This window comes from Shewanella chilikensis (assembly GCF_037953065.1).
In the GTDB taxonomy this organism is placed as follows: Bacteria; Pseudomonadota; Gammaproteobacteria; order Enterobacterales; family Shewanellaceae; genus Shewanella; species Shewanella chilikensis.
Genome location: NZ_CP149966.1, coordinates 2,949,283 through 2,973,289, shown reverse-complemented (window position 1 = coordinate 2,973,289; position 24,007 = coordinate 2,949,283). Strand labels below are relative to the sequence as shown.

The window sequence follows — 24,007 nt, the reverse complement described above, 5'->3', positions numbered from 1 at the left end:
TCAGGCTATGTTTGACTATCTGACCTCAGGCGAAAACGGCAAGTCTTTGATGGATGTGATCTCTCCTGAAGATGCGGCGCTGCTGAACTATGAAGGTAACAAGAAGGGACAATCTACTCTGTCCAGCTTTAGCGCCGGCATCAATGGCGATGCGTTCGAACTAGCCGGTGGCACAGCCGCTTACGCCGTGGGCCTTGAGTACAGCAAGGAGTGGTTCTACGATAAATCTGACAGCTTCACCTCCAACGGTGGCGTTATAGGCAAGGGGGGCAGCAGCGCCGAAGGTGAACGTGAACAGTATGCTGCCTATGCCGAACTGGCCTTGCCACTCTTGGATCAGTTGACCATGACATTGGCCGGACGTTATGACTACTATGATGATGAGTCTGATGTTGGTGGTCAGTTTACTCCGCAAGTGTCACTGGAATACCGTCCAATCGATAGCCTGATGCTGCGTGCTTTGTATGCCGAGACCTTCCGCGCACCGGATATGCAGCGTTTGTTTGGCGATCCCACCACTGGCTACAGCACTGTTATCGATACTCCGCGCTGCGAAGCCTATGACGAATGTGACAAGATTGAGTCTTTACCTATTGCTATCGGTGCCAACCCAGAGTTGGAAGCCGAAGAGGGTAAAAACTACAACCTGGGTCTGGTTTGGGACTACGAAGGTATCAACCTGACGGTAGATTACTGGATGGTTGAAATCGACAATCTGGTGAATGACCCAAGTGCACAGTACATTTTGGATCACGCCGATGCCTTTGCCGATAAAATCATTCGCGACAGTGAAGGTAAGTTGCTGAAAGTGAACACCCAGGCGATGAATATGTCTTCCCGTGAGACTGCCGGTATCGACTTCTCCTTGGGCTATCGCTATGAAACCGAGAGCTATGGTGAATTCAGCAGCCGCCTGGAAGGGACTTATCTGACCCGTTGGAAGGAAAAGCTGACTCCGGATTCTGAAGAGCTGGATCTTATCGATGGTGAAGGTTCTGCGCCTCAGCTGCGTGCCAACCTGAACCTGGGATGGTCTTACAACGACTTCTCCACCAACATTCTGTTCAAATATATCGACAGCATGAACGGTGAGCGGATGGACTACTTTGTTGAAAATGGCCTAGATAGCCAGTACTCAGTGAAAGTTGACAGTCATGTGGAGGTCAACCTGGCTGCCAGTTACTTCATTTATGACAATCTTAAGGTTTCGGCAGGTATCAACAACCTGTTTGATTCAGGCCCTGAGATAGATTACACCCAGTCCAGCTGGCCTCATTACCCAAGAGCCTATTATAACGTTATCGGACGTGAATATTATGCAGGGGTAGAGTTTACCTTCTAATCATATTTAAATTTAAAAACCGGCTTAGTTTAAGCCGGTTTTTTTATGCCTGTTTTTAGTAAATAAGGACTATATTCGATACACTTTAATTCGTATGTTGTTTTATTGTTATATTTTTCTCTTGGCGATTAATTTGTTATTTTTGTTTGTTGTGCCAAATTGTTTCATTAGTGAGATATTTTTAACTATTTAAAAACCTAAGTATCAATATGTTTCAACTTGGCCTTTTTGTGGCTATCTTGCTGATTTTTATTGGTTAAATTTAATGCTGTTGAATGCCTGTGTAATTATTTGTATCAATTTGTTGTTGCGCAGTTGTTTTGGTGGTTTTTAATGTTGACCAAATTGTTTTATTTGTGGAATATCATTGTAAGCATTGCAATATGCTTGCAAATTTTAAAACAAAAAATAATCAGATATTTCTCATAAAAGAAACATCAGGGAGACAAGTATGAGTTCCATCAGTTTAACTGCAAAGGCAGTTCGTCGCGGTTTACTTGCTGCGGCAGTTACGGGAATTGCATTCAGCGGATATGCCACTGCTGAGGAAGCAAAAGAAGGCAAAGTTGAGCGGATCGAGGTAACGGGTTCACGCATCAAGCAAGTGGATATGGAAACGGCTTCACCTGTGACTGTTATCACAGCAGCCGATCTTAAGGTTACCGGGGAAACTTCGGTTGCCGATGTATTGAATAACTCCAGCATTAACAGTTTTGGTTCCTGGCGGGGTATGTCCGGTTATGGTGCCGGAGCCAGTGCCACCAGTGATGTGGATTTACGTGGTCTGGGGTCTCAGGCAACGCTTATTCTGCTCGATGGTCGTCGCATGCCAGGTACCAGCTCAAGCTCAGGAACCGTTGCCGATACTTCGAGCATCCCCATGGCGATTGTTGAGCGAATCGAGATACTGCGTGATGGTGCCTCGGCGGTTTACGGCTCAGATGCGGTTGCCGGGGTAATTAACATTATTACCAAGAAAGATTTTGAAGGTATTGAGCTGAACTACACAGGCGAATCTCCGGACGTGGAAGGCGGTGATTCTTCACGCTTTTCCGTGGCCGCCGGTTTTAGCACAGATAAGGGCAATATCACCCTGACATTTGAGCATTACGATACAGGCTCAGTATACGACAAAGATGTTTGGCGTTTTGATGACCCAACCTGGAATGGTATTAGCTCCTACAGCGTGATCCCAAGAGCTACCTATATTGGCGCAGATGGTAAATCAGCCAATTATACTAATAGCGAGCTTTGTGCCCAGGCGCCGAATGTTATTGATGGCACCGATGGCGCCAATGCCGGAACCTGTTACTATGACTTTGGTAAGGTGACCAAGCTGTTTGGTAATGTGAACCGCAACAGTATTCTGTCAAACTTCAATTATCAGCTGACCGATGATATTCAATTCCGTGGCCGCGCTTCTGCCAGCCTGAGTGAAACGAATACCCGTTATGCGGGCACCCCTGTATCAACCAACGCGCCAACCATGGCTGCCGACAACCCAATGAACCCATTGGGCACGGATATATCTGAGATCCGTATGCGTTCAGTACAGATTGGTGAGCGTGACACCACCACTGAAACCAACTCAATCGACTTCCTGGCCGGTTTGGTGGGTTATTGGGATGTGGGCAGTGGCATCGACTGGGAAATTAATGCCCAGCATACCCGCTCAACCACTGACTCATTCAACTACAACCTGATCAACGACAATATAGTTCAGGACCTGATCAACACAGGCAACTATGATGTCTTCAACACTACAGGCATGAGTTATGAAGACTGGGATGCGCAAATGGCCGATCTTTATGGTCAAGCAGCCCACACAGGTGTGTATCAGGCACAATTCAACAGCACCCAATTTGATGGTTTGCTGTCCGGCATGCTGTATGAAGGCAATGGCGTTACTTTGGCCGCGGTTGTCGGTGCCGAGTATGAAATGATTGAGTTCGTACAGCTGAGTGATCCGCAATCAGCTGCCGGTATTATCTCAGGTGGTTCAGGTGGTGATGATGTTGATGCGACCCGGGATCGCAGCTCTGGCTATCTGGAATTGCAATCTTCGCTGCCATACAATGTGGACTTGTCCGCTGCGGTTCGTTATGAGCGTTACGAGCAGGAGGGTAACATAGCTTCCGGATTTGCTTCTTCAACCTTTGACTCTGTTGTGCCCAAGTTCTCTGCGAGTTGGCGTCCGGTTGATTCCCTGTTGCTGCGCGCCAGCTGGGGTGAATCTTTCCGTGCCCCTAATATGGGCGAGATGTTCTCTGGTGAAGCATTGAGTTTTGAACGTACCCTGGATACTGTCTGGTGTAGTGCCAACCCTGGTGCTGATGAGAACTACTGTAGCCCAAGTAACCAATATAAGACCTTCTACGGCGGTAACCCAGATCTGCAAGCGGAAGAGGGTGAATCCCTGACTCTGGGCTTTGTCTGGAACGTGACCGATGATTGGAGTATTGAGACTTCATATTATGACATCAGCTACGACAGCAAGATTGAAGTGGTCGATGTTGCGGATCTGATCCGTGAAGAAGAGGCCAATGGTGGTTCTCAGTACATAGTTCGTGGCAGTGATGGCAAGATTGAGACCATTCACAGCCAGTATCGTAACCTGAGTGCCCTGGAAACTTCCGGGATTGACTTTGTTACCAGCTACAACCAGGAAACTGACTTCGGTGATTTCCGTCTGAAGCTGGAAATGACCCATGTGTTGGATTACAAGACCAAGGCCGACGCCGAGTCTGACTTCTTCGATGAAGCCGGTCTACAGGATAAGCCCGAATGGCGTGGCAGTGCATCGGTTAACTGGACCCGTGATAACTGGAGTGCTGCTTGGACTACCTATTATATAGGTGGCCAGGATTCAGGAGCTGTTGAATACAACAACGAGTATCTGGTCGACGTATCAAGCTACTTCAAGCACAACGTCCAGGTAAGTTACGCTCACGACTGGAATGGTTCCATCACCTTGGGTGTGAACAACGCCTTCGATGAAGAAGCACCAACCTGGTACAACTACGCTGATTATCGTGATGTCAACACAGGGCTGTACGACGTACTGGGCCGCACTTGGTTTGTGACCATTAATCAGAAGTTCTGATAAAACGCCGATCCTCCCTTACGGCTTAGCCCCGTCATTTTGACGGGGCTTTTTTATCAGTTCTTAAACGTCAAAATATAACCTCAAACAAAAAAGCAACCTCTGGGGTTGCCTTTACTGCTGTAACTGACTAGTGATTCAAGCGCAACTCTTGTCTGTGTTCATGTTTATATTGCTCATGGCAACGTTCACAGCGCTGCTCGGTCGGATCTTTCACGAGTCGATGTGACTCGATTTCTGCTTCACAGTCTGCGCAAAGACCATAAAGTCCTAAATCCAGTTGGCACAACGCGGCATCCAATCGCAACAGTCTGTGGTAGAGGGGGTGTTTGCAAAGATCGGCTTGAGTCATGGTTTCAATCAGATCACTGAGTGACATCTGGGGATCCCAGTGGGGTCCGAGCACCATTATCTCTTTCCTGAGATCGATTTCTAACGCCGACAATGCTTGTCTGATATGGGAGCTGCTCACTGATAATAGCCTGTAAAGATTGAGTCTACGGTCATTTAGTCTAAACAGCCGGGTCAATGTCACTATGATGAAGATCAAATCTGGGTGACATTTTCTGTCGTTAAGGCGTTAATTTGTCAGAATTGCTCAGATCTTGTCATCTATTTCGCGATAAGCCTGACTGAGCGTGGTCACTATGTCGTCGGTTTGCTTGTGTACCCTGAGCTCTCTGAACAGGGCATCGGCCTGAGGGTATTGGCGATTGAGGTAGCTGAACCACTGTTTTATTCGCGCCGGGTAATAGCAACTTTTGCGACCGCTGAGTTCTTTTTGGCTATAACTCATCAACAGCGCCAGGGTTTGCTGCCAGCTATATTGCTTGGCATTGTTTTTGATGTGATCCGCCAAATTGGGTAAAGAGATGGCACCGCGGCCCACCATGATACTGTCGCAACCCGTTACTTCCATGCAGCGCAGGGCATCTTCCCGGTTCCAAATCTCGCCGTTGGCGATCACGGGAATGGCCATTTTTTTACGGATCTCAGTGATATATTCCCAATAGGCCGGTGGACGATAACCGTCTTTTTTACTGCGGGCATGGACGGCCAACTCAGTGGCACCGGCTTCATAAATCGCCTGTGCGTTTTCCATAAACAGGCTCTTGTCTTCAAACCCCAGGCGAATTTTAGCGGTCACCGCATGCGGTTCAGGAACTGCTTGACGCATGGCTTTGACTATCTTGTGGATTTGCTCCGGATACTGCAGCAATATGGCGCCGCCCTTGCTGCGGTTAACCATCTTGGCCGGGCAACCAAAGTTGGCGTCTACCCCTTGGGAGCCGAGTTCTATAGCCCGTAAGGCGTTTTCGGCCATCCAATCTGGTTCCTGCCCCAAAAGTTGTACCCTGACCGGCGTACCGCTGAGGGTCATGCCGCCTTGCAGCAGCTCGGGGCAGAGACGATAGAAGACTTTTTCAGGCAAAAGTTGATCCACCACACGTACAAACTCTGTGACCATCAGATCATAAGGATTAATTGCAGAGAGCAGTTCCCGCATCAGATTGTCAACAACCCCCTCCATAGGGGCGAGAATAATACGCACGTGTTTAAGGCCTGGCTGAAATAGAAAGTGGCGCATTCTACCTTAAATCCCATCCGGCACCAATCGACAGCTTAAAAGGCACAGGCTTATTCTAGATATGTAACTGTTAACAGCTTGATCTTATCTGCATTTGCTATTTTACTCATGGTTCCCTACATGGGGTTTTGGATAAAAACTGTGATCCGTGGTTGAAAAAGTGAAATAGATTCTGCTGTCCCCGGGTCTGATATTGCAAGCCGGCAATTGAGGTCGGTCACTCGTAACAACTCTATGAGCAAAGGCAGGAAAGACAATGAAGACAGTCAAGACAAGTACAGTAGCAGCCGCTTTGGGTATGGTTATCGCCGGTAGCGCCGTCGCGGCAGAAGCAAATGCCAACCCGTTCGGGTTTCAGACTATGGAAGCCGGTTATCAATTGGTTGGTAATGAAGGCAAGTGCGGCGAAGGTAAATGTGGCGATAAGAAAGCCAAAGAAGCCGAGCAAAAAAGCCGTGAGGGCAAGTGCGGCGAAGGTAAATGTGGTGAAGGGATGAATAAGGCTGCCGAGGGCAAGTGTGGAGAGGGAGTGAATAAGGCCGCCGAGGGCAAGTGCGGTGAAGGCAAGTGCGGTGAAGGTATGATGCACTCAGCGGAAGGAAAAGCCAAAGCTGAAGAGAATAAAGCCAAGGCAGAAGCCAACAAAGTCAAAGAAGGTAAGTGCGGTAGCAACCACTGAAGTTGAATAGTGCAGGGCGCTTTGCGCCCTGTCTGAAACCACAAGGCGGTAATTATTTATGAATAACAGTGTCGGTTTGGGGCTTAGGCGGGAGATGTTGGCTGAGTTTTGTCAGGCAGCTCCTAAAGAGGCCGACTTCTTTGAAGTGGCACCGGAAAACTGGATGCGTCTTGGCGGTAAGTTTGGCAAGCAGTTTCGACAATTGACCGAAAGGCATTCATTTTATTGCCATGGGCTCAGTCTTTCCATCGGTAGCCCGGATCCGCTGGACCTGGTGTTTATCAAGGAGATTAAGCGTTTCCTCGATTTGCATCAGATAGATGTTTATTCAGAGCACTTAAGTTATTGCTCCGCCGCTGGGCATATGTACGATCTTATGCCAATCCCTTTTACCTACGAAGCAGTGCGGCATGTCAGTGCCAGGGTTAAACAGGTTGAAGCGATTCTGGAGCGGCCACTTATTCTGGAGAACGTGTCCTTTTATGCTGCGCCTGGCGCCGAGATGACAGAGCAAGAGTTTGTCTGCGCCGTGCTGGAAGAGGCTGATTGTCGTCTGCTACTTGATGTCAATAACATCTATGTCAACTCGGTTAATCACGGTTATGATCCCAAGGCTTTTCTAGCGGCTATGCCCAGTGAGCGTATCGCTTACCTGCATATCGCGGGTCATTATCAGCAGGATGAAGATCTGATTATCGATACTCATGGCGCCGATATTATCAATCCTGTCTGGCAACTGCTGGCAGAGTGTTATCGATTGCACGGGGTACATCCCACCTTGCTGGAGCGGGATTTTAATATCCCTGAAACCCGGGTCTTGTGCCAGGAGTTGAGGCAGATAGGCTCGCTACAAGGGCAGGCCTTGGATGTTTTTGCACAAGAAAGGAGAGCTTAATGGCCTTGGCTCAATTACAACGGGCTTTTGTGGCCTATTTGCGGCAGGAAGATATGCCTTTACCGGCCGGCACCGACGAGCGACACATGCAGGTATATCGCGAGCTGTTTTTCAGCAATGTCAACGGCTTTGTCTCCAATGCCTATCCGGTTCTCAAGTCGCTGCATACTGAAGCGCAGTGGTTGGCGTTGGTAAAGGATTTTTTTGCCCGTCATGAATGTCAAAGCCCGCTGTTTATCGACATTGCCGCCGAGTTTCTCGACTATCTGTGCCGGGAGCAGGCAAGTGGGTTGGATGCCATGCCTTTTATGCTGGAATTGGCACATTATGAACTCTTGGAACTGCAGGTATCTGTGGCTCTGGACAGTTCGGCGCCTTGGCTGGAGCCGGCCGAATACCAGGCGCTGGAGCAACTGGCAGTAAAGCTGCAGTTGGCCGCCACCGCCAAAGTGGCGCAATATCAGTTCGAAGTTGATCGAATTAGCGCAGATTTTCGCCCAAATACAGTATCATCCAAGCCGGTATTCTTCTGCGTTTATCGTGATCGGGAAGAGGAGGTATGCTTTTTAAGGCTCAATCCGATGACGGCGCAGCTGCTGGCCAAATTGCAGCAAACGCCGCTGAGCTTTAGCCGGTTACTTGCTTGGCTGGCGGAGACATTTCCTTCATTTTCAAAGCAGCAGCTTTGTCAGGGCGCGGCCACAACTTTGGCTGAGTTGGCGGCGCTGGGTATTATTCGTAAACAGCCTGCAGCCGCTATTGCGGCCACAACGTCTTGTTAGGCATGAGTGTATTTTAGCTGTATTTGCCTTTGGCTGACACTTTCGCTGACATTGATGCCTGAAAGCGACCTTAATACAAGGGATTGGCTAATCCCATTGAAAAAACATGGTTTTTATCGGCGTGATAAAGGGCTAGAATGGCCGGGTTTTGTGACTAAGGTCACTCCCACACTAGCCCTGGAAGTAGAGGAGCTGTCATGAGTCAGCCGTTTAAAGACCCATTCAATATTTTGTATTTTCTTGGTTTTGTTCTGGTAATGCTGTTACCTACATTGCCGGCCAGCCTATCTTGGCTGAAACACGCGGGATTGATCTGAAGCAACAAAATACCATTTTTGCTACAATGGCCACCCTCAGCGGTGGCTTTTGTTTAGGAAAGGTGCGAACAAGTCCCATGTGTGCTCTGCGTTGGCTTACGGGCCTGGATGCAAGGCGTGGTTCGTAGCAAATGGCCCTAGTCCTTTGCAAGAAGCACTTCCTTATGGGCGGCCGGTTTTCCAGAGGAAATTGGATGGTTATCAAAAGAGGCTTCTTTTTAATTTTCGGTATCCTAAGCCTGGGCATGGGATTGCTTGGCATCGTCTTACCTGTGTTGCCGACAGTTCCCTTTATTTTGTTGGCCGCTTTTTGTTTTGCTCGCTCCAGCGAAAAGCTACACGATTGGCTGCACAGCCATCCTTGGTTTGCCCAGCCTCTTGCCGATTGGCATTCCCGTAAAGCGATGCGTAAGGGATTAAAGCGAAAAGCCTTTTTGATCAGTGGTGCCAGTTTTGCCCTCAGTATTGCCTTGGTACCGCTTTGGTGGGTGAAACTCTTGCTGGCGGTATGTTGTATTAGTCTGTTGTTGTTCCTGTGGCAAATTCCTGAACTGGAAGACAGTGAGTGATCCTGTAGACAAAAATGTCGGCTCGTCGTGCTTTTGTCATTCAGTTGGGGTAGCCTTGGCGCGCCTTGAAACCACCAGGGAATTTTAATGAGTTTCAATATTTTGCTTGTTGATGATAATAACATCAGCCAACAGGCTTTGGCGGAATTGTTCCAGAGTCAAGGTTGGCGCTGTACGCTGGCGGCCAACGGTATGCAGGGGTTAGCTTGTGCTGAACGGCAAAGCTTCGATGCAGTGATCAGTGGATTTTTCATGCCTTTGCTTGACGGGCCGCACTTCATCCCGTTACTCAGACAACTAGACGGTTATGCCAACCTGCCTGTAGTGGTGTTAAGTACTCACACTCGGGAGGAAGTCGCTGCCAGTATGGATATGTCGCAGGTTAACGGCTTTTGGAGAAAACCATTGAACTGTGACACAAAGCAACAACTCCTGGATCACTTATCGACAGAGATTGTTGCATGGCGGATTAAAGCGGCTTAAGCTTTAGCCGGATTTTTGAAATGCAGTCCACCTCAGTGTGGACTTTTTTGTTGTAAAGAGCCGGGCCCAGTGTCTGGAAACGAAGTATTGAGACTATGGCAATGAACTCCGACAGCTTAAGCCTGATTAAGCAAAGCATTAAAACCATTCCGGATTATCCAAAAGCCGGGATCCTGTTCCGTGATGTGACCAGTTTGCTCGAAGACCCGGTCGCCTACCAGTTAAGTATTCGCTTACTAGTGGATCATTATAAAGATCATGGTTTTACCAAGGTTGTCGGTACCGAAGCCCGAGGTTTTCTCTTTGGCGCTCCGCTGGCGTTGGAACTGGGATTGGGCTTTGTTCCTGTGCGTAAGCCCGGCAAATTGCCAAGAGAAACCATAGCCGAAAGCTATGAGTTGGAATATGGTCACGACACCTTGGAAATGCATGTTGATGCCATAGTACCGGGTGACAAGGTATTGGTTATCGACGACCTGCTGGCAACCGGCGGCACCATTGAAGCTACGGTTAAGCTTATCCGTCGTTTGGGCGGCGAGGCCAAACATGCTGCGTTTATCATTTCTCTGCCTGATCTGGGTGGTGAACAACGTCTGACCGAACATGGGCTTGAGTTAGTCAAACTGTGCGAGTTTGAAGGCGAATAAAAGCTCAGCCCTGCCGCTTTGCGGGTCATCTCGGTAGCATGAAGTTATACCTCATGTTATTGTTTTACGATCCGCGGAGCTTGCTCCCGCAAAGATATTTTTATGGATTTTGGGGAGTTTCATGTCCTATCAGGTACTAGCCAGAAAATGGCGACCTGCCAGTTTTGATCAGGTAGTCGGCCAATCTCATGTCTTGCATGCATTGACCAATGCCCTGAGTCAGCAACGACTGCACCATGCCTACTTATTTACCGGTACCCGCGGCGTCGGCAAGACCAGTTTGGCGCGCCTGTTCGCCAAAGGGCTCAACTGTGAAACCGGGATCACCGCTAAGCCATGTGGCCAATGCAGCGCCTGTCAGGAAATTGCCCAGGGGCGATTTGTCGACCTTATCGAAGTCGATGCCGCTTCCCGTACCAAGGTAGATGATACCCGCGAACTGCTGGATAATGTTCAGTATCGCCCGACCCGGGGGCGTTTCAAGGTTTACCTGATAGACGAAGTGCACATGCTGTCCCGCAGCAGTTTCAATGCGCTGCTCAAGACTCTGGAAGAACCCCCTGAGCACGTCAAATTCCTGCTGGCCACTACAGATCCGCAAAAGCTGCCGGTGACTGTACTGTCCCGCTGCCTGCAATTTAACCTAAAGAGCCTGGATCAGACCGAGATGGCCGGTCAGCTGCAGCATATTTTGCAAAGCGAAGGCCTCAAGTTTGAAACCTCTGCACTGACGCTTCTGGCGCGAGCCGCCAATGGCAGTATGCGTGATGCCCTGAGTTTGACAGATCAGGCCATCGCCTTTGGGGCTGGGCAAGTGATGCTGGAGCAGGTACAAACCATGCTCGGCGCCATAGATGAGCGCCAGGTGCTGGCGCTGTTTGATGCGCTCCTCACAGGTGATATCGCCAAAATGATGCAGGAGGTGGCCAAGGTGCTGGCATTTGGCGCCGATGCTGCCGAAGTGCTGCGCAGCCTGCTGGAGCTCTTGCATCAGATAACCCTGAGCCAGTTTGCACCGGCGGCGGCCAATCTGTCGCTGTTCGGCCCCAGAATTAACCACTACGGTGAAAACTTGGCGCCCGAGCAGGTGCAGCTCTATTACCAGTTGCTGCTCAGTGGTCGCAAGGAGCTGCCTTATGCACCGGATCCCAAGTCAGGATTGGAGATGGCGTTACTCAGAGCCGTTGCCTTTGTGCCGGAAACGCCGCCCAAGCGCTGGCAAAGGGGCGAAGTCGCCGATCTATCTGCCTTGGATAACAGCCATAGTGCAGCTGCAGTTGCAAGGGCGCCGAATCAAGAAGTGGCAAGCAGTAACGTCGATGAGATAAAGCCTCAAGCCGTCTCTGCTCAATCTGTTATAAGTCAGGCTGTCGAAGCGCAAGCTGAAAAGATACAAGCTGCCAAGATGCCAACACAGGTAAGCTCGGCGGCTGAGACGCAGGCGAGCAGTGGTGGCGCGCAGATGGCTGCCGGTGAAGGCGAAGATGCAGATGAACAGGCCTTATTAGCCGAACAAGCGCTGCTGTTATCCCAAGCCGGTAGCATGGGGTTTCGGAATAAGGCCTCAGTGCCTTTGCAAGCTTCCCCTTCACAGATGAATGCGTCAAAAACAAGTGTGGCTGAAGCAAATGCGGCAGTTGAGTCAGTTAAAGTGACCGAGTCTCTGCCTGTAGAGCAAACGGCTGCAGCTCAGCCTCACAAGCCTGTTTCACAAGCTGAAACCTCGGTTGTTAGCGATGAGCAGCAGTCCCAGGATGATTTTTACGCTGCCATGGGCTATTCACAACAAGGTGAAGGGCAGGAGAGTAGCCTGGATTTTTATCAGCAGCAGATGTCGATGGACGGCCAAATGCCATCCGCTGCTGACAATAGTACTTCCGAGGTATCGCTATCAAATAAGCCATCGAGCGAGTCATCTGTGCCTGCCGATGCCAACATAGAATCTGGCAGCGATGACATCTTGGCTGATGATCTGCTCGATCAGGTACTTGCCACCCGGGATTTGCTGCTCAGTGATATAGAGGCGGCCAGCCCCAAGGACGGTGAAGAAAAAAAGCCTTTGCTGGAGCGCCGCAGCGCGGCCGCAGCACCTGAGTCCGATGGGGCAGCTGCCAGTCAGTCTGAAGCGTTGGCAGAGCCAGGAAACAGCCCTGAGCTGAGCAAAAGCTCTGAGCTGAGCAAAAGCCCTGAGCGGTTCAATAGTCCTGAGGCCTCCCGAGCAGAAACGCAAACTCCTGTCGCCGGGGAAATGGCTTTTGGATCTGGCCCTAGTCATGTTGCGGCGCTCAAGGAAGACAGCCCGCCATGGGAAGATGCCCCAGAGGGTACGGTTGCAGCGGGTCGCGAGGCGGTGGAAGACAGTGAAACGCTTCAAAATGCGGCTTTCCCAAAAGCCGAACCAGAGTCTGTGCCTGAGTTTTTGCTTGAACCTAAGCCTGAACCTAAGCCACAACCACAAAATACCGCGCCGCAGACAGCACAGGAAGCTGCACCACAGGCGATAGATGAGCCGGTACAAGAATCTGCAAAAGCGATTGGGCAACCGCCAAGCCAAAACATAATGGCAAACGCCGAAGTTCGGCCCGCACCTGAGCCGGGCTTAGCACCTCACCCAGGGGCCGCGGATGCTTTTGCCCATGCTCTACCCAGCGGCCATCCACAGGATCTTTATTGGTATAAATTGATGTCGGCGCTGGAGATTGGCGGCCGGGTAAGGCAACTGGCGGTGAACTCAGTCTGTGAGCGGATAGCTGAACCGCTGCCCTTGCTGCTTAAGCCGGATCAGAAGCACTTGGCGGCAGATTCGGCCATCAAACAGCTCGAAGAGGCGCTTTCCAAATTGTTTGGGAAACCTTGCCGCACAGAGATTGTCGTAGGAGTAGATGACCAAAGGGAAACGCCGTTGGAAATTCGTCATCGTTTTCATCAGGAGCTCCTGAGCGGGGCTCATGCTTCATTGATGAATGATGAAAATATTCAATGGCTTGTCAGTCATATGGGGGCCGAACTGGATCAGGATACTCTCGGCTATCCCCCTGAGCTGCTCAGTCAAAGGGCTAATTTGATTGCAGACAAGGCGCCCTAGGCCCGGTGGATGTTACCCGCTTCATAAGATTGCCGCTCAAAGCGACTCTTGGATTGCCAAGCGGGTTTATTTCAGTAAGATTAGCCAACTTTGACCTGTTACTCACAACTTGAATTGAAGAGATAAAGCTATGTTTGGAAAAGGCGGTATGGGCAACCTGATGAAGCAAGCCCAGATGATGCAAGAAAAAATGGCCAAAATGCAGGAAGAGATCGCCCGCATGGAAGTCACAGGTGAGTCAGGCGCAGGCTTGGTGAAAGTCACCATGACCGGCAGCCACAATGTTCGCAAAGTCGAGATAGATCCCAGCCTGCTGGAAGACGACAAAGAGATGCTGGAAGATCTGATCGCCGCGGCCTGCAACGATGCGGCTCGCCGTGTTGAAGAGAACCAAAAGTCCAAAATGGCCGAAGTGACAGGTGGCATGCAACTGCCTCCTGGCATGAAGATGCCATTCTGAGTCGGAATAACAGATGAAATTCAGCCCTCTGGTTGATGAATTGATCCAGTCGCTGCGCTGTCTGCCCGGTGTTGGCCCTAAATCGGCACAGCGGATGGCGTTTCAACTGCTTGAGCGCGAGCGTAAAGCCGGGCTTAAGTTGGCTGAAGCGTTGGAGCGAGCCATGAAAGAGGTGGGACATTGTCAGTCTTGCCGTACCTTCACCGAGGAAACGCTTTGTCCCATCTGCGCCAGTCCTCGGCGCGGCAACGCCGATACCATCTGCGTGGTTGAAACGCCGGCCGATGTTTTGGCTATCGAAGCCGGGGGGCATTTCAGTGGCCGTTATTTTGTGTTGCTGGGGCATCTATCGCCGCTTGATGGTGTCGGACCCGAGGAGTTGGGGCTGGCGCTGCTGGAAGAGCATCTGGCCAAAGGTGAGATTGCTGAGCTTATCCTGGCCACTAACCCGACGGTGGAAGGCGATGCTACGGCGCATTTTATTGCCGATATCGCCCATCGTTACCAAGTCAAGGTGAGCCGAATCGCTCATGGGGTTCCGGTAGGTGGTGAGCTGGAATATGTCGACAGTACCACTCTGGCATTGTCGTTTAATGGACGATTGCCGCTCTGACGTTTGATTTAATGAGCCTTCTGTGAAGATACCGGCCCCGCTTATGCGGGGCTATTTTTTGGTCTGCGTAGCGTGGGATAAGTAGCGGCGGGCGTAATGTTTCGGGGTGATATTGGCCAAGGTGCGAAATTCCCGGGTCATATGTGCCTGATCGGCGAAGCCAAAGTCGGCTGCCAGTTCGGCCAGTGATGTTGACGGTGCCAGCTGGAGTTGTTCCAGTGCCTCCTTGACCCGAATAACGCGTTGATAATACTTAGGGGTCATCCCCATCCAGCTTTGGAAGTGGCGTTCTATTTGACGTAATCCCAATGTGGTTTCTTTGGCATGCTTGTGGTGTGTATACCGGAGGACTTCCTTAACCCTTTGATGCCTTTCACTACGGCTGACGATATGTTGCCGAGAAAACTGATATATGGTGCGGATGCGGGTATAGTGAACGCTGCAGGTATGGAGCTGCAAATATAGTGGGTTAAGAAGGGTATGGATATCCGTTTCCTGCTCACTGCGGACAGGGCTGTCGAAGCGTTTTCCCAGGCATTGATAGCCCATAGCTGGATGAAAGCGGATGCCTGCCATTTGGGTCCCCGGCGGCATGATGATGTTTTGGGAAGTCTGACTAATAGGCAACAAAATGATCCCTGGAGGATGCCATATCCCATCAAAAAACACCTCAGGGCCAAAATTGAATAGGATACCGCTGCCGGCGTCGCCCAGCAGTAATCGAACAATTGGCTCCCTATGCCCTGTTGATACGCGAACAGACCATATAGCTTGAATATCAGCTGCGATATTGCCTTTGGGGGAAAATAGCTTTAAGTCCATACTCAACCTGAATCACTTGGGCTGGTAATTGCCGACCTCGGGTTTAAATACTTTAACGATACGGTTCCAACTATTGATGGCATTGATGGCTATGGTCAAATCTGTCATCGCCTGAGGGCCGAAACAATCCAGCACCTTTTGGTACTCTTCATCGCTGACGCTCAAGCCTGCGGTCAGATGCTCGGCCCAAGCGAGGGCAATACCTTCTGCAGTGCTGTAAATAGGCATGTCCCGCCAGGCATTGAGACCAAAAATTCGTTCGGCTTTCTCGCCATACTTCAGCGCGTCTTTACTGTGCATGTCAATACAAAAGGCGCATTGATTAATTTGTGAGACTCTGAGTTTGACCAGTTCCCAGATGGTTATAGACATGGTCTTCGATGAGCTGAATTGGTGGTGGAAGTAACGCTCTTGTTGGTATAGAAGTTCCAAGGCTTGTGGCGCTGTATTTACATAGTTGAGTCGTTTCATCATGATATCTCCTGAGAGGGGGTTCCCAGACGATAGCCGGGCAAAGCGGACAAAGATTGAATATTTTCGACATAGATAGAAACCGACAATCGGCGCTGGGCTATTTTCATAGCGCTCTACGGGCTATTTTTTCTGCGGCTGTTATCAGTCTGTGTCATCCCGCCCTTGAATTTGAAAATCGCATCCCCATTTAGTTAAGCAACTCAAGTTGGTTTAACCTATTGCGATAAACAAGGGAAGCTATTCATGTCACATCAAGAAACTCATGGTTTTCAAACTGAAGTCAAACAACTTTTGCATTTGATGATCCACTCTTTGTACTCCAACAAAGAGATTTTCTTGCGTGAATTGGTATCCAATGCCGCCGATGCTGCCGACAAACTGCGTTATCTGGCACTTACCAACGATGCGCTTTATGAAGGTGATGGTGAGCTCAGGGTACGTATCAGTACCGATAAGGAAAAGGGCACTATTACCATTGAAGACAATGGTATAGGTATGACCCGTGACGGTGTTATCGAACACCTGGGTACCATTGCCAAGTCTGGCACGTCAGAATTCTTCAAAAACCTCTCCGGCGATGCCGCCAAAGACTCGCAGCTGATCGGTCAGTTCGGCGTGGGTTTCTACTCGGCCTTTATTGTGGCCGATAAGGTAACGGTGAGAACCCGCGCTGCCGGTCACAAGGCCGATGAAGGCGTGCAATGGCAGTCTGCCGGTGAAGGCGATTTTACCGTTGAAGACATAGTCAAAGAGAGCCGCGGGACCGAGATTATTCTGCATCTGCGTGAAGAGGAAAAAGAGTTTGCCGATGACTGGCGTTTGCGCTCTATCATCACCAAGTACTCAGATCATATCTCCATTCCGGTAGAGATGTGGCAGGAAGGTTCGCCCGAGTCCGAAGGCCCGGATGGCGAAAAAATTCCGGCGACCGAAGGTCAATGGCAAGTGATGAACAAGGCCACCGCGCTTTGGACCCGCAACAAGTCTGAGATTTCCGATGAGGAATATCAGGAGTTTTACAAGCATATCTCCCATGACTTCAGCGATCCTCTGCTGTGGAGTCACAACCGGGTCGAAGGTAAGCAGGAATACACCAGCTTGCTGTACATTCCTTCCAAGGCGCCTTGGGACCTTTGGAACCGGGATCGCAAGCAGGGCCTGCAACTCTTTGTTCAGCGTGTATTTATTATGGATGACGCCGAGCAGTTTATGCCTTCTTACCTGCGTTTTGTAAAAGGTTTGGTCGATTCCAACGATCTGCCGCTGAACGTCTCCCGTGAGATACTGCAGGACAACAAGGTGACCCAAGCCATGCGTACAGCCATCACCAAGCGGGTGCTGGGTATGCTGGAGAAACTGGCAAAAGACGACAGCGATAAGTACCAGCAGTTCTGGGCCGAATTTGGCCAGGTACTGAAAGAGGGCCCGGCAGAAGATTGGAGCAACCGCGAGCGTGTGGCCGGCTTGTTGCGTTTTGCCTCGACCCACAATGACACTGCGGCGCAAACCGTATCGCTGGACGATTACATAGGCCGGATGAAAGAAGGTCAGAGCAAGATTTACTATATTGTTGCCGACAGCTATGAGGCGGCGGCCCACAGCCCGCATCTGGAACTGCTGCGCAAGAAGGGCATCGAAGTGCTGTTGATGTCTGACCGTATCGACGAGTGGCTCATTAACCATCTGACCGAGTACAAGGAAAAGGCGCTGCACTCTGTGACCCGCGGCGAGTTGGATCTTGGTGAGCTGGAAGATGAGAATGAAAAGGCCGAACAGGAAAAACTGGCGGCCGAATCCGAGTCTTTGCTCAAGCGTATCAAAGAAGCGCTGGGTGATAAGGTGAAGGATGTGCGGGTGACCACGCGTTTGACCGACACTCCTGCCTGTGTGGTGGCCGGTGAAGGCGAGATGTCGAGCCAGATGATCAAGTTGATGCAGGCAGCCGGTCAACAGGTGCCGGAAGTCAAACCGACGTTTGAGCTGAACCCGACGCACCCGCTGGTGGCAAGGCTCAATGAAGAGACAGATGAAAGCCGCTTTACTGACTGGAGTAACCTGTTGTTGCAACAGGCAATGCTGTCAGAAAAGGGCAGCCTGGCCGATCCATCTGAGTTTATCCGCTTGATGAACCAGATGTTGCTTGCCAACCTTAAGTAAGCCAATCAAAAAAGGGCCTTTATGGCCCTTTTTTACTCGGGCTTAGCCCGACCATCCAACAAGGATTGCTATGGAAACACGTATCGAACTGACCCGCGACAATATTCAACAGGTGGTGGAAGCCTCGAAACAACAGTTGGTCGCGTTGGTCTTTTGGGCCCAGCAGAGCCCGGAGAGTCTGGGGCTGCTCGGCACCATGGAAACATTGGCAAACCGTTATCAGGGACAACTGCTGCTGGCGGCCGTCAACTGCGAAACCGAAATGGAAATCGCCTCCTATTTCCAAATCCAGAGCCTGCCGACCACTTTGCTGCTCAGCCAGGGCCAGCCGGTTGATGGCTTTGCCGGGGTGCAGGACGAGTCGCAAATACAGACCATGCTGGATAAACATCTGCCTGCCGCCTGGGAGCTGAAACTTGCTGATGCCAGAGAATTACTCGCCGGAGGCAATGCCGCTGCAGCTCTGGTATTGCTGAAGGAGGCCTATGGCGAGCACAATGGCGCCGAGGTGGCCTTGCCCTATGCTGATGCATGCCTGTTAAGCGGTGATATTGCCGCTGCCAAAAGCTTGCTTGCCGGCATCAAGCTTGAAGATCAGGATGCTTATTACGCCAGTTTGCAGGCTAAACTCAAGTTGGCGGAAGAGGCGGCCGATACGCCGGAAATCCGTTCTTTGCAACAGGCGCTCGAAGCCACCCCGGGGGATCTGAGTATACTTGGCAAGCTGGCAACGGCATTGCATCAGGCGCACCGGGATGAAGAGGCACTGGAGCTGCTGTTTGCTCAATTGCAGCAAGATCTCAACGCCGGCAATGGTGAGTTGAAACAGCAGTTTCTGACGATACTTTCAGCCCTTGGTCAGGGGAATACACTGGCGAGCAGCTATCGTCGCAAGCTTTATAGTTTACTCTACTGATAGAGTTAAGCTTGGCAGGCCAAGCCTCTGTCTGAGCGGTTTTTTACCGCTTTTAACAGGTCGGAGTTGTGAGGTTTTTTTGGCGTTTCTGTGGCTAAAGTCGAAGCCAAAGGCCTTCTCATGGGCGGTCAGATGTGCGAAGATCGCCGCCCTAACAAGAATATCAATGCGAAAAGAGGACTCTTGATATGCGCATTATCCTATTGGGCGCCCCTGGTGCCGGTAAAGGTACCCAGGCTCAGTTCATCATGGAAAAGTATGGCATTCCACAGATCTCAACCGGCGATATGCTGCGTGCAGCCGTCAAGGCCGGTACGCCTTTGGGACAGGAAGCCAAGAAGGTGATGGATGCCGGACAATTGGTTTCAGATGAGCTGATCATAGGTCTGGTTAAAGAGCGCATTACTCAGGACGACTGCGCCAAGGGATTCCTGCTGGATGGTTTCCCACGCACTATTCCACAGGCTGATGCCATGGTGGCCAACGGTATCCATGTTGATCACGTGATTGAGATTGATGTGCCGGACGAAGAAATCGTTAAACGTATGAGCGGTCGCCGGGTGCATCCTGGTTCCGGCCGGGTTTACCATGTGGTCTTCAATCCGCCTAAAGAAGAAGGCAAGGATGATGTTACTGGTGAAGAGCTGGTTATCCGTCCGGATGATGAAGAGAGCACAGTACGCAAGCGCCTTGGCATCTACCACGAACAGACCATGCCGCTGGTGGATTACTATGGCGCCATGGCTGCCAAGGGTGATACCAAGTACAGTAAATTCGACGGTACCCAAAGTGTTGCTTCCGTCAGCGAAGCCATTGTGAAGGCGCTGGGCTGATTAATTATCAGAACCGGTTCTCATAATCGAAAAAAGCCCGCAACTGCGGGCTTTTTTTATGGTTTTAGCGATGTTAACTTGGCGCCACCTCTCTTGAAACAGGAATAATACAGTGCAGGATCCCCGTTCTCCATTCGGTGTGCTTTTGGTTAACCTGGGTACTCCCGCTGCGCCAACCAAAGCGGCAGTACGTACTTTTTTGAAGCAGTTCCTCAGCGATCAACGGGTGGTGGATCTGTCTCCCTGGCTGTGGCAACCCCTGTTACAAGGTATTATTCTCAATACCCGCCCGGCGAAAGTCGCCAAGTTGTATCAATCTATCTGGCAGGCGGAAGGCTCGCCTTTAATGGTGGTCAGTAAGCAGCAGAGGCAAGCTCTGGCTGATTTGCTTCGGGAGCAAATTGGCTGTCATATTCCTGTTGAGCTGGGAATGAGCTATGGCAGCCCTTCCTTGAGTGATGGCCTGGCAGCATTGAAAGATGCCGGCGTTGACAAGGTGTTGGTGTTGCCTCTCTATCCTCAATACTCCTGCTCCACTGTGGCCAGTGTGTTTGATGGTGTTGCTGCGGCACTGAAACGGGAACGTAATCTGCCTGAGCTGAGATTTGTGCGTGATTACCACGACAAGCCTGGTTATATTCAGGCCCTGGCAGGCAGTGTCCGAACCCATTGGCAGCAAGAAGGGCGGGGACAAAGGCTGCTGATGTCGTTTCATGGGGTGCCCGAGCGTTACATTAAGGAGGGGGATCCTTATCGCAGTCAATGTGAAACCACTGCCAAGTTGCTGGCCGCCGAGCTTGGCCTGGGTGAAGGCGAATGGCAGCTGTGTTTCCAATCTCGTTTCGGCAAAGAGCCTTGGTTAACGCCCTATACCGATGAGCTGCTTGAATCCTTGCCGGGACAAGGGGTTACCTCGGTCGATATCATGAGTCCCGCCTTCGCCGCCGACTGCCTGGAAACCCTGGAAGAGATAGCCCAAGGAGGCCGCGAGAGCTTCCTTGAAGCCGGTGGTGAGCGTTATCAATTTATTCCTTGTCTCAACGCACAATCGGCTCATATGTGTTTTTTGGCCGAGTTGGTGAAGTTTCACTCTGAAAATTGGTATCAAGCCCGTTAGCGTGCACTGGTGTGGCGGTGGATTTGTGATAGAATCTGCCGCCATTTAAAGTGGTCGCTGGCAGCTCCGTCAGCCTGACTTAAGATCATTATCAGGAAAGTGTACCCAAACGGTACACTACTCAGGGACGATGAAAATGAGAGCCCAATATGAAATTTCCCGGTCAGCGTAAATCCAAACACTATTTTCCGGTCAAAACCCGTGATCCTTTGCTGGCGCAGTTGACTCAGCAGCCACAACCTTTCAGCACCTGGATTTCAGGTATAGACCAGACTTTGGTGGATATTGAAGCCAAGGTTGAAGATGAACTGCTGCAGCGTTACGGCTTACCCAAAGGCAACTCGACTCTGATTGATGATGCCAGTGCCCATCAACTGTATCAGGAGCTTAAAAGCCGTGAGTTGGTCAGCGATGAGTTTGCCGGCGGCACTATCGGTAATACCATTCACAACTACTCAATTCTTGCCGATGACAGATCTGTGCTCTTTGGCGTGATGAGCAAGCATATTGAAGTAGGCAGCTACGCCTATCGCTATTTGTGCAACACTTCATCCAAGGTGGATCTCAACTACTTACAGCCGGTTGAAGGCCCGATAGGTCGCTGTTTTACCCTGATCTCCGATGACGGTGAGCGCACTTTTGCCATCAGCAAGGGCTCAATGGACAAGTTAAGTCCGGAGTTTATCGATAAAGAAGTGATTCAGGGCAGTTCTGCTTTGGTGTTGACCGCTTATCTGATGCGGGCCAGTGATGGCGATCAGATAGGTGAAGCGGCGTTGACGGCGATTCGCTACGCCCAGGAAGCAGAAGTACCAGTGGTACTGACCTTGGGAACCCGCTTCCTGATCGCCGAAGATCCCAAGTGGTGGCAGCAATTTATTCGCCAATATGTGACTGTGTTGGCGATGAATGAAGATGAAGGTGAGGCGCTGACCGGATTTGCCGATCCTTTACTGGCCAGCGAAGCGGCACTTGAATGGTGCGACATGGTATTGACCACTGCGGGTGCTTCGGGACTTTACACCGCAGGCTATACCGATGACGCCGAGAAACGCGAGACGGCCCATACTCTGTTGCCCGGCGCTATTCCTGAATTTAACCGTTATGAGTTCTCCCGCCCGAAATTGAAAAATGATTGTGATAAACCTATCAAGGTGTATGCCCATATTTCGCCTTATATGGGCGGGCCGGAGAAAATTCATAATACCAATGGCGCCGGTGATGGTGCCCTGTCTGCGCTCTTGCATGATTTGGCGGCCAATACCTTCCACAAGACCAACGTGCCGGGCTCCAGTAAGCATAAGCGCGATGGTTTGTGTTACTCCTCATTCTCGCAAATCTGTAAGTACGCCAACCGGGTCGCTTATGAAGTGCTGGCGCAGCATAGCCCACGCCTATCAAGAGGGTTGCCCGAGCGGGAAGATAGCTTGGAAGAAGCCTACTGGGAACGTTAAGTTTGGCTCAGCTAATCTCAATGGGTTAAATCAAACCCGTTAAAATAGAAGAGGGCGTCCGAATGGGCGCCCTCTTTGTATTTCCGTTGTCAGCGAACCCGGCTTAAGCCTTACATGGGAGTATGGTGTTCCTTGTGGAAGTTGACATTGGCTTTACCGGCTTTAGGGTCGTTGAAGGTTTCTTCATTGAACTCATTTTCCGACTTGGCTATCACCACGGTTGCAACAGTATCGCCTGTGACGTTCACCGCGGTGCGTACCATATCCAGCAATCTATCTACGCCGATAATCAGTGCTATACCATCTACCGGCAAGCCTACCTGATTGAGTACCATTGCCAGCATCACCAGGCCCACGCCCGGTACGCCGGCCGTGCCGATAGAGGCCAGGGTGGCAGTGACAACCACAGTGATATAGTCGGTAATTGTCAGGTCGATACCGTAAACCTGAGCGATAAATACCGTTGCCACACCCTGCATGATGGCGGTGCCATCCATGTTGATGGTAGCGCCCAAGGGTAAGGTGAACGAGGCTATCTTATTATCGACGCCCAGGCGATGCTCGGCCGTCTCGATAGTGACCGGAAGAGTAGCGTTGGAACTGGCGGTACTGAAGGCAAACAGCTGCACATCGCGCATTTTGCGAATAAAGGTGAAAGGGTTGAGTCCTGAAAGCAGATTGAGCAGTACCGGATAGGTAATAAAGGCATGCACCAGCAGTACGCCCAGTACCACAAAGAAGTAAGCGACCACACTACCGAAAGTTTCTACGCCGAGTGTTAGTGCCAGTTTACCCATAAGGGCAAACACCCCGTAAGGCGCTAGATGCATGATTAGGGTCACCACCTTCATGATCACCTCATTGAGGTCCTCAAACAGCGCTGCAACCCGCTTGCCCTTGTCGCCCACATGAGAGATGGCAAAACCAAAGATCACTGCAAAGATAATGATCTGCAGCATATTGCCTTCGCTCATCGCCTGCATCGGGTTGGTTGGTACTATGTTAATCAATACTTCTGCCAAGCTGGGAGCATCTTTGGCTTCAAAGCTGTTACCTGCGGTAGACATGCTGCTGTGGCCGGGATGGATCATCACTGCAGCCATAATTGACAGTGTTAGAGCTATGGCAGTGGTGAAAAGATAGAAGGCGATAGTTTTGCCACCCAAACGCCCCAGTTTTGAGGGATCACTGAGTGAGCTGGTACCGCACACTAGAGAGATAAAGACCAAGGGCACTACCAGCATTTTCAAGCTGGAAATGAAGATAGTACCGACGACATTGAGAAAGCCTTCGGTGATGTAATCCTGCACAAAGATGAAATAGGGATCTTGCTGGACTTGCGGTGAATCCAACTCACCAGCGGGGAAAAAAGATCTCAAAAGAAGACCGACAATGATACCGGCTGCCATGCCAATAAGGATCTTGCCGGTCAGGCCCATTTTCTTGGTTGGAGTGAATGCCATAAATTTTCCTGTTTAATTCTTGTACTTTTGTAATTTGGCGCACTAAAGCCTAGCAAGAAAGCTCTCTTGAGGAAATGGTATGCTGGTTAAATATTGAGGCTGTTAATTACAAATAACGCTCACATGTTGTGGAAATGTTTAATGAAAATTATACAATGTTGCTCTATAAGTAATACACAAGTAGATCATTTGCATTTATTGAGTAACA

At 50.5% G+C, this 24,007-nt stretch carries 21 protein-coding genes; 16 read left to right on the top strand and 5 right to left on the bottom strand.

The window, feature by feature from the left end; genetic code table 11:
- Positions 1-7 precede the first annotated feature (7 nt).
- A complete protein-coding gene (locus tag WKR14_RS13435) occupies positions 8-1,342 on the top strand; it encodes a TonB-dependent receptor domain-containing protein (RefSeq protein WP_339086476.1) in 1,335 nt (444 codons plus the stop codon).
- 451 nt (positions 1,343-1,793) lie between these two features.
- A complete protein-coding gene (locus WKR14_RS13430) occupies positions 1,794-4,445 on the top strand; it encodes a TonB-dependent receptor (protein WP_165565308.1) in 2,652 nt (883 codons plus the stop codon).
- Between the two features lie 130 nt (positions 4,446-4,575).
- Here WKR14_RS13430 and WKR14_RS13425 read toward each other — a convergent pair whose 3' ends face one another.
- Together WKR14_RS13425 and dusC are read right to left on the bottom strand one after the other, a co-directional pair.
- Positions 4,576-4,917 carry a TraR/DksA C4-type zinc finger protein gene (locus tag WKR14_RS13425; RefSeq protein WP_101057309.1) on the bottom strand — a complete coding sequence of 114 codons (342 nt, stop codon included), beginning with the start codon at positions 4,915-4,917 and terminating at the stop codon, positions 4,576-4,578.
- Positions 4,918-5,043: 126 nt separating this feature from the next.
- Entirely contained in the window at positions 5,044-5,997 is a 954-nt protein-coding gene (gene dusC, locus WKR14_RS13420; RefSeq protein ID WP_335922917.1) for a tRNA dihydrouridine(16) synthase DusC, read from the bottom strand.
- A 292-nt stretch (positions 5,998-6,289) separates the two neighbouring features.
- On the opposite strand from dusC, the gene WKR14_RS13415 reads away from it, so the two are divergent.
- From WKR14_RS13415 to recR, 9 genes are all read left to right on the top strand, one after another.
- A complete protein-coding gene (locus tag WKR14_RS13415; RefSeq protein ID WP_101057307.1) occupies positions 6,290-6,712 on the top strand; it encodes a hypothetical protein in 423 nt (140 codons plus the stop codon).
- Between the two features lie 58 nt (positions 6,713-6,770).
- Positions 6,771-7,607, top strand: coding sequence for a DUF692 domain-containing protein (locus WKR14_RS13410; RefSeq protein WP_286995650.1), 837 nt, complete (start codon positions 6,771-6,773; stop codon positions 7,605-7,607).
- Positions 7,607-8,389 (top strand): DNA-binding domain-containing protein, encoded by a 783-nt coding sequence (locus WKR14_RS13405; protein ID WP_101057303.1) that lies wholly within the window; start codon positions 7,607-7,609, stop codon positions 8,387-8,389. Before WKR14_RS13410 ends, WKR14_RS13405 begins: the two co-directional genes overlap by 1 nt.
- A 511-nt stretch (positions 8,390-8,900) precedes the next feature.
- Entirely contained in the window at positions 8,901-9,275 is a 375-nt protein-coding gene (locus tag WKR14_RS13400) for a YbaN family protein (protein ID WP_101057299.1), read from the top strand.
- Between the two features lie 87 nt (positions 9,276-9,362).
- The gene (locus WKR14_RS13395; RefSeq protein ID WP_101057297.1) at positions 9,363-9,758 is read left to right on the top strand and encodes a response regulator; all 396 of its coding nucleotides are present in this window, start codon (positions 9,363-9,365) and stop codon (positions 9,756-9,758) included.
- Between the two features lie 95 nt (positions 9,759-9,853).
- Positions 9,854-10,405, top strand: coding sequence for an adenine phosphoribosyltransferase (gene apt, locus WKR14_RS13390; protein ID WP_039033853.1), 552 nt, complete (start codon positions 9,854-9,856; stop codon positions 10,403-10,405).
- A gap of 121 nt (positions 10,406-10,526) precedes the next feature.
- Positions 10,527-13,490, top strand: a complete 2,964-nt coding sequence (gene dnaX, locus WKR14_RS13385; RefSeq protein WP_339086471.1) for a DNA polymerase III subunit gamma/tau — start codon at positions 10,527-10,529, stop codon at positions 13,488-13,490.
- Between the two features lie 130 nt (positions 13,491-13,620).
- On the top strand, positions 13,621-13,950 hold the full coding sequence (locus tag WKR14_RS13380) for a YbaB/EbfC family nucleoid-associated protein (RefSeq protein ID WP_025011505.1): 330 nt from the start codon (positions 13,621-13,623) through the stop codon (positions 13,948-13,950).
- A 13-nt stretch (positions 13,951-13,963) separates the two neighbouring features.
- Positions 13,964-14,563, top strand: coding sequence for a recombination mediator RecR (gene recR / locus WKR14_RS13375; protein WP_039033855.1), 600 nt, complete (start codon positions 13,964-13,966; stop codon positions 14,561-14,563).
- A 51-nt stretch (positions 14,564-14,614) separates the two neighbouring features.
- Here the strand turns inward: recR and WKR14_RS13370 are convergent, their stop codons facing one another.
- Together WKR14_RS13370 and WKR14_RS13365 are read right to left on the bottom strand one after the other, a co-directional pair.
- On the bottom strand, positions 14,615-15,385 hold the full coding sequence (locus tag WKR14_RS13370; protein ID WP_286995656.1) for an AraC family transcriptional regulator: 771 nt from the start codon (positions 15,383-15,385) through the stop codon (positions 14,615-14,617).
- Between the two features lie 12 nt (positions 15,386-15,397).
- A complete protein-coding gene (locus WKR14_RS13365; protein WP_165565305.1) occupies positions 15,398-15,859 on the bottom strand; it encodes a carboxymuconolactone decarboxylase family protein in 462 nt (153 codons plus the stop codon).
- Positions 15,860-16,102: 243 nt separating this feature from the next.
- Here WKR14_RS13365 and htpG point away from each other — a divergent pair, with 243 nt between their 5' ends.
- The 5 genes from htpG (at position 16,103) to WKR14_RS13340 (ending at position 22,336) form a co-directional block, all read left to right on the top strand.
- Positions 16,103-18,016, top strand: coding sequence for a molecular chaperone HtpG (gene htpG / locus WKR14_RS13360; RefSeq protein WP_101057289.1), 1,914 nt, complete (start codon positions 16,103-16,105; stop codon positions 18,014-18,016).
- 70 nt (positions 18,017-18,086) lie between these two features.
- A complete protein-coding gene (locus tag WKR14_RS13355) occupies positions 18,087-18,932 on the top strand; it encodes a tetratricopeptide repeat protein (protein WP_101057286.1) in 846 nt (281 codons plus the stop codon).
- A gap of 188 nt (positions 18,933-19,120) precedes the next feature.
- Positions 19,121-19,765, top strand: a complete 645-nt coding sequence (gene adk, locus WKR14_RS13350; RefSeq protein ID WP_101057284.1) for an adenylate kinase — start codon at positions 19,121-19,123, stop codon at positions 19,763-19,765.
- Between the two features lie 112 nt (positions 19,766-19,877).
- The gene (hemH, locus tag WKR14_RS13345; RefSeq protein WP_165565303.1) at positions 19,878-20,882 is read left to right on the top strand and encodes a ferrochelatase; all 1,005 of its coding nucleotides are present in this window, start codon (positions 19,878-19,880) and stop codon (positions 20,880-20,882) included.
- Between the two features lie 149 nt (positions 20,883-21,031).
- Positions 21,032-22,336: an inosine/guanosine kinase gene (locus WKR14_RS13340; protein WP_101057280.1), complete on the top strand. Its 1,305-nt coding sequence runs from the start codon at positions 21,032-21,034 to the stop codon at positions 22,334-22,336.
- Between the two features lie 110 nt (positions 22,337-22,446).
- On the opposite strand, the gene WKR14_RS13335 is transcribed toward WKR14_RS13340, so the two are convergent.
- Positions 22,447-23,799, bottom strand: a complete 1,353-nt coding sequence (locus tag WKR14_RS13335; RefSeq protein WP_101057278.1) for a dicarboxylate/amino acid:cation symporter — start codon at positions 23,797-23,799, stop codon at positions 22,447-22,449.
- Positions 23,800-24,007 lie beyond the last annotated feature (208 nt).

What these genes read in the sequence shown, in the direction of transcription:
- WKR14_RS13355 (WP_101057286.1), top strand. Translation starts at nt 18,087, where the DNA reads ATGGAAACACGTATCGAACTGACCCGCGACAATATTCAACAGGTGGTG.
- WKR14_RS13435 (WP_339086476.1), top strand. Translation starts at nt 8, where the DNA reads ATGTTTGACTATCTGACCTCAGGCGAAAACGGCAAGTCTTTGATGGAT.
- WKR14_RS13335 (WP_101057278.1), bottom strand. Translation starts at nt 23,799, where the DNA reads ATGGCATTCACTCCAACCAAGAAAATGGGCCTGACCGGCAAGATCCTT.
- WKR14_RS13340 (WP_101057280.1), top strand. Translation starts at nt 21,032, where the DNA reads ATGAAATTTCCCGGTCAGCGTAAATCCAAACACTATTTTCCGGTCAAA.
- apt (WP_039033853.1), top strand. Translation starts at nt 9,854, where the DNA reads ATGGCAATGAACTCCGACAGCTTAAGCCTGATTAAGCAAAGCATTAAA.
- WKR14_RS13415 (WP_101057307.1), top strand. Translation starts at nt 6,290, where the DNA reads ATGAAGACAGTCAAGACAAGTACAGTAGCAGCCGCTTTGGGTATGGTT.
- htpG (WP_101057289.1), top strand. Translation starts at nt 16,103, where the DNA reads ATGTCACATCAAGAAACTCATGGTTTTCAAACTGAAGTCAAACAACTT.
- dnaX (WP_339086471.1), top strand. Translation starts at nt 10,527, where the DNA reads ATGTCCTATCAGGTACTAGCCAGAAAATGGCGACCTGCCAGTTTTGAT.
- WKR14_RS13370 (WP_286995656.1), bottom strand. Translation starts at nt 15,385, where the DNA reads ATGGACTTAAAGCTATTTTCCCCCAAAGGCAATATCGCAGCTGATATT.
- WKR14_RS13395 (WP_101057297.1), top strand. Translation starts at nt 9,363, where the DNA reads ATGAGTTTCAATATTTTGCTTGTTGATGATAATAACATCAGCCAACAG.
- WKR14_RS13400 (WP_101057299.1), top strand. Translation starts at nt 8,901, where the DNA reads ATGGTTATCAAAAGAGGCTTCTTTTTAATTTTCGGTATCCTAAGCCTG.
- recR (WP_039033855.1), top strand. Translation starts at nt 13,964, where the DNA reads ATGAAATTCAGCCCTCTGGTTGATGAATTGATCCAGTCGCTGCGCTGT.
- WKR14_RS13405 (WP_101057303.1), top strand. Translation starts at nt 7,607, where the DNA reads ATGGCCTTGGCTCAATTACAACGGGCTTTTGTGGCCTATTTGCGGCAG.
- WKR14_RS13410 (WP_286995650.1), top strand. Translation starts at nt 6,771, where the DNA reads ATGAATAACAGTGTCGGTTTGGGGCTTAGGCGGGAGATGTTGGCTGAG.
- WKR14_RS13430 (WP_165565308.1), top strand. Translation starts at nt 1,794, where the DNA reads ATGAGTTCCATCAGTTTAACTGCAAAGGCAGTTCGTCGCGGTTTACTT.
- WKR14_RS13365 (WP_165565305.1), bottom strand. Translation starts at nt 15,859, where the DNA reads ATGATGAAACGACTCAACTATGTAAATACAGCGCCACAAGCCTTGGAA.
- adk (WP_101057284.1), top strand. Translation starts at nt 19,121, where the DNA reads ATGCGCATTATCCTATTGGGCGCCCCTGGTGCCGGTAAAGGTACCCAG.
- WKR14_RS13380 (WP_025011505.1), top strand. Translation starts at nt 13,621, where the DNA reads ATGTTTGGAAAAGGCGGTATGGGCAACCTGATGAAGCAAGCCCAGATG.